5 protein-coding genes are annotated in these 5,559 nt (G+C 40.4%); 2 read left to right on the plus strand and 3 right to left on the minus strand.

Annotation, left to right across the window (positions count from 1 at the left end):
• Together AC1DSE_RS29170 and AC1DSE_RS29175 are read left to right on the plus strand one after the other, a co-directional pair.
• Positions 1-355: amidohydrolase family protein (locus tag AC1DSE_RS29170; RefSeq protein WP_477528621.1), on the plus strand; the 355-nt coding region annotated here is incomplete at its 5' end.
• 110 nt (positions 356-465) lie between these two features.
• Positions 466-1,734 (plus strand): alkaline phosphatase, encoded by a 1,269-nt coding sequence (locus AC1DSE_RS29175; protein WP_441875519.1) that lies wholly within the window; start codon positions 466-468, stop codon positions 1,732-1,734.
• 73 nt (positions 1,735-1,807) lie between these two features.
• On the opposite strand, the gene AC1DSE_RS29180 is transcribed toward AC1DSE_RS29175, so the two are convergent.
• The 3 genes from AC1DSE_RS29180 to AC1DSE_RS29190 all read right to left on the minus strand — a co-directional run.
• Complete coding sequence (locus AC1DSE_RS29180) at positions 1,808-2,722, minus strand: helix-turn-helix transcriptional regulator (protein WP_477511892.1); 915 nt, start codon at positions 2,720-2,722, stop codon at positions 1,808-1,810.
• Between the two features lie 88 nt (positions 2,723-2,810).
• Positions 2,811-3,818, minus strand: coding sequence for a zinc-dependent alcohol dehydrogenase (locus tag AC1DSE_RS29185; RefSeq protein WP_477511893.1), 1,008 nt, complete (start codon positions 3,816-3,818; stop codon positions 2,811-2,813).
• An 842-nt stretch (positions 3,819-4,660) separates the two neighbouring features.
• Positions 4,661-5,559: zinc-dependent alcohol dehydrogenase family protein (locus AC1DSE_RS29190; protein ID WP_477528622.1), on the minus strand; the 899-nt coding region annotated here is incomplete at its 5' end.

Genomic DNA, 5,559 nt, shown 5'->3' on the forward strand with positions numbered 1-5,559 from the left:
CATAAAAGGACCCGAAAACATGGTACTGATCACAGATGCATTACAAGCTATGGGTTTAGGAGATGGCAGCTATCTCTTTGGCGGCCATCAAGTAACAGTAACCAATGGCGTTGCACAGCTAGCGGATGGAACATTAGCCTCTAGTGTAGTTACAATGAATGAAGCACTCCGCTTCACGACCGAAACCGGTATTTCCATGCTCGACGCTATTCAAATGGCCTCAACGACTCCTGCACGAATATTAGGTATGGATCATAGGACAGGTACAATCAAAACAGGATTAGATGCCGATCTTGTTTTGATGAATGAACATTTCCAAGTAGAATGGACCATGATTAAAGGTAATGTTATCTGAATGTACGGAGGTTGAGAAACCATCTTTTACAATAACAAGAAATGAAGAAAACACTCTCTTAATGTAATTACTCTACTATAAAATAGTAAACTTACTTTAGGAGGGAATTTATGAAACTTGTTAAAAAGAACGGAATTAAGGCCGCGATTGTAGGTACAGCAGCTACTGCCCTTCTGATTACGAGCATTATCAGTACACAATCGCCTAATCAAGTTGAAGCAGCTACTACAAAAACGAAAAATGTCATTTTGTTTATTGGCGATGGGATGGGAACGGCTCAACGTGATGCTATCCGCCTTGCTACCGTCGGTTTAAAAGGCAACCTCGCTATGGATTCAATGCCTTACGTAGGTTTGCTGCACACGAGCTCTACTGTTCCTGTAACCGATTCAGCTGCATCAGCTACGGCATATGCCAGCGGTGTGAAAACGTACAATGGTGCAATTGGAATGGATGCCAATAAAGTAAAAGTAAAAACGATCATGGAATACGCCAAGGAATCTGGAAAATCAACTGGAATTGTAACTACAAGTCAAGTAACAGACGCTACGGGAGCTGCTTTCGGCGCACATGTTGATGATCGCTCTAAACAAAGTGAGATCGCTTTGCAGCTATTGACACAAAGCAAAGTTGACGTCATTCTCGGTGGAGGCGAAGATTTCTGGTATCCAGCTGGAGAGCCTGGTAAATTCCCAGATGAGCCGATCGAAGATCCTTCTGAAAAAAGCAAAGGAACACAAGGAAATCTCGTAAATAAAGCAAAACAATTAGGGTACAGTTACGTTTCAAGCAAAACAGAAATGCAAAAAGTGAAAAAAGGCAAGCTGCTTGGTCTGTTCGCTAATGAAGAAATGTTCCAACAAAAACCTGAAGGCGAAGGCGATATTTATAACCCCGTTGTATCTCTAGCAGAGATGACAAAAAAAGCGATAGATACGCTCGCTACAAATAATAAAGGCTTTTTCCTAATGGTTGAGGAAGAAGGAACGGATGAGTTTGCTCACCAAAACAATGCCAAAATGACGATCAAAGCCGGTCAAGAATTGGATAAATCCGTTCAAGTCGCCAAAGATTTTGCCAAGAAAAACCCGAATACACTTGTCCTCGTATTAGCCGATCATGAAACTGGCGGTTTCTCCATCGAAGAAGTGAATGCCGATGATGAGTCCGGCGACGGAATTTCCAAAGAAGATGGTCCTTTCGCCGTCGCTAACAGCAAATTTAATTTTGTTGTGGATTGGACAACATCAGGTCATACTGCCGTAGATATTCCGATTACAGCTATGGGTCCAAATGCTGAGCTGTTTACAGGAATCTACGAAAATACAGATGTATTTCATAAACTTATGCAAGCTTTAGGACTTAAAATTAAAAAATAACAACGAATTGGCTCCCCATAACAATGGAATACCACACAAAACAGAAATGCCGCCAGATCACTGGCGGCATTTCTCACAATTGTATGACTTTAGTTTGTGCACCCGCAAAGCCACTGGGCGTTATGCCTACAGCGGCTTTAAATGAACGACTAAATAAATAGATGCTGGAGTAACCAACATTTTCAGAAATTTCTGTCACGGTATACTTCCCTTCCATGATCAGTAATTTTGCATGCTCAATTCTAATATGCGTTACATATTTATGAATGGATATCCCAAGCTGCTGCTTAAACAAATGAGATAAATGATTCGTAGACACCCCRACATATTTACTAATAGAAACATTATTTAAATCAGGATCTTGATAGCTGTCATGGATGTAATGGATTGCTCTTTCAATGAATGCCCAGCCTTTAGTCAATTTCCCTTCATTGCGATCCGTTTGATTTTTAAAAAATAAATATAACAGCTCCAAGCAGATTGATTTAGTTAATATAAAATGTCCAGCTCTTTTCTCCTGAAAATGTTTGTGAAGCTGCAAAAACTTCTTTTTCAGCTCTATTCTGTCTGCCAACTGTATGTGTGAAATGGGAATAATGGATGTTAACTGCATTTCCTTATCTGCAGTATAAGTATTATGAATTTTGGAAGCTGTTGTGAAATCCAATAAACTTCTTTCCTCATCATAATATAGATCAAAATGAAAAATATATTGAATTAATGGTTGATCAGAGATCGATCGAATAATGTGAGGCATAAAAGGATGCATCAACAACACATCGCCTTCTTGAGCAACATATTTAACACCACTCAAGAAAAACTCAGCTTCACCTTGTTCGATATAGGTAAACACATGATCATGATCCATCCATTCACCGGCTAAGGATGAAGTCGTCATCATTCTCACCGCCCTTACGAAAGGCGATATGCTGTTCATCCAAGACTCATCCATTTCTTTCACCCCTGCTATCGAAACGCTTCTATCCATCCTCCTCCCATTATAAATGATGCATATCAAAAATACTCATAATTAAATCTGTTAATCCGCTAGAATAGATCATTCAGCTGTTATCCGATTAAGACCAGTCAAACAATACACCATTATACTGATCTTTATTGACTCTTAGTCCCTCGTACGCTTCTTGTGCTTGCTCCGGCTTAATCACATGACTAATTAATGGTTCGATCTGCAGCCTATTTTGTTTCATAAGCTCAAATACAATTTCTGAATTTCTAACTAATGAGTGTTTAACAAATTCATTAGGTTCAACCGGATAACGCCACTCATGCGCGCCCTTAAACGTAATACAGCCTCGGCCATAAAGATGACAATAGTTTAATATATCAGTAACATCTGTGTTGTACTCTCCGCGAGGACTTCCCAAGAAAATGATTTCGCCAAGCTTAGCAATCCACTTCAGACTGTCAACTCCGACAGCAGGTACGCCAGTTGCCTCAATATGTGTGGATACACCAGCACCCTTGGTTAACATTGATATCTGTTGCTTTGTATCTTCTACTCCACCATCAATCGTGTAATCCACGCTGCATGCCTCGGCAGTCCGAATTCTTTCTTTTGATAAATCGACCCCAATAACCGTAGCTCCCTGAAGCCGAGCTAGCTGAGCAGCCAAATTACCGACTAATCCAAGCCCAGTCACACTTACAAAGTCACCAATTTCAATTTCAGAAACACGTACCGATGTGAAGGCGACCGTAGCCATACGGGTAAATGGCACCCATTTTAAATCCAGATTTTCAGGAACTTGAATACATAGCTCATTCGTGTTAACAACTTGATATTTGCTATGCTGTCCATAATGAAACACGATATCGCCTGGCTGCAAATCTTTAACGCCCTCACCTGTCTCCATTACTTTGCTTACGCTTGCATATCCCGGACATAGCGGAAGCTTAGCCCATTCCTCTTTACCCGTTAACATTGCTAGTTCAGTTCCTGGGCTAATGAGGGAATATATCAATTGCACAAATATTTCATTTTCATTCAATTTTTTTAGAGTGTAATTCTCTTTAACCGTCTCAACTTGTAAGGGGCTCACGAACATGACTTTTGTATTTTCCATCGAAATCACTCCTCTGTAAATGTTTTCACTATTAATATAAGACTTTGTGATGTCGATGTCTTTGCTCGCTTAAACGATTTTTTATCTAAAACACCGAAAATAATATGAGCTGCTATGTTTGTATTCTATAAGGCTATTATCATACCAGTACAACCATCCAATCACTTCGCTCTAGCAATACATAATTTATAGTGTAGTCAAAACACAGGGGGTGAATGTTTGATGGGAAATATCGGTTTTATTCTAGTTCTGTTCATTTTGTTGGTTATTATCGCTACTCACTGCCGTGACCGCGCTTAGAACAAAAACTGTCTAGATAACAAACCCTGTTCTGTCTTACGTCGAATGAATAAAACCATAACAGCACCTGCCACAATGTATGCTCATTTAACCTATAACATCTCATAGTAAAAAAGAGAAAGTCCATGCCATGGGCTTTCTCTTTTTCTTACAAACAGCTTATTGGGCTAATATCCTTACAGAACAAACGTCCAATCATACCGTACCATACGCACATAAACTACAGTGTACTTTAAACATTGGAGGTGAATGTTTGATGGGTGGATTTGTTGGTGGTGCTAATCACAGTGTTGGTATTATCCTGGTTCTGTTCATTTTGTTGGTCATTATAGCTTGTAGTTGCGGCATCTTTGGCGGCGGCTGTGGCTACTAATCAGAATGCTTAATGCCTTCCATCTATTCAGACAGTGAATATTTTCTTAAATAGCATGAACACAAAAAGCCCATTGAATGGGCTTTTTGTGTTTTTCTCCTCATCGAACGGGGAAATATTAGTTATGAGATTGTAGAAAAAGAATCATGTTTACTTAAAAATAATGGCATTAATGTTTAAATGAAATAACAACTTTCCCAAAATATGACCCCTTCGTCAAGTACTGACGCGCATCTACAGCAAGTTCAAATGGATACACTGAATCAACTATGGGATGTAGCTCGCTATGTTCAATAGCAAAATTCATCGCTTCAAACATGTCCCGGCTGCCTACGTTGATCGCTTGCAGACGCGCTTTTCTAACTATTGCAGGGATAATGTCAAATCCTTCTACACGAAACCCCGATAGACCGCCGATCATGCTGATATGTCCACCTACACGGAGTGCTGAGATCGATCTATTTAACGTAGCTGATCCGCCAAGATCAACGATATGGTCTGCTCCACGTCCCTCCGTCAGTGAAAGTACAGCCTTATCCCATTCGGGTGTTTGCTTATAGTTAATGCCAATATCCGCCCCAATTTCCTTCGCTCTATTAAGCTTCTCTTCACTGCTTGATGTTACAATAACAGTTGCTCCATACAGTTTTGCGAATTGAAGTGCGAACAAGGAGACGCCACCTGTCCCCTGTACGACAACGGTATCACCCGCTTTAATCTTGCCTTCCTCAATGAGTGCATGCCATGCTGTCACGCCTGCACAAGGCAGGGTTGCCGCTTCTATATCCGTCAATCGATCAGGTACATGAACTAACCCTTCTTCTGGCAGCACAACAAATTCAGCGAGCAGTCCATTCAACGGACTGCCTAGTGTACTTACCCAGTTTTGTTGTGTCGGCTCACCCGTAATCCAGCTTTGAGTGAAAATCCCACTTACTCTATCCCCAATTTTAAATTTGTTTGAGTTTTCTCCGAGGGATACAATTTCACCTACACCATCAGATACTGGAATTAATGGCGTATTTAAATTGGGGTTATAAAACCCATCGATAACGCCCAAATCTCTAG

Source organism: Paenibacillus sp. 01L418, from assembly GCF_056400045.1.

Coding starts and splice junctions, on each gene's coding strand:
- AC1DSE_RS29175 (WP_441875519.1), top strand. CDS start 466: ATGAAACTTGTTAAAAAGAACGGAATTAAGGCCGCGATTGTAGGTACA.
- AC1DSE_RS29185 (WP_477511893.1), bottom strand. CDS start 3,818: ATGGAAAATACAAAAGTCATGTTCGTGAGCCCCTTACAAGTTGAGACG.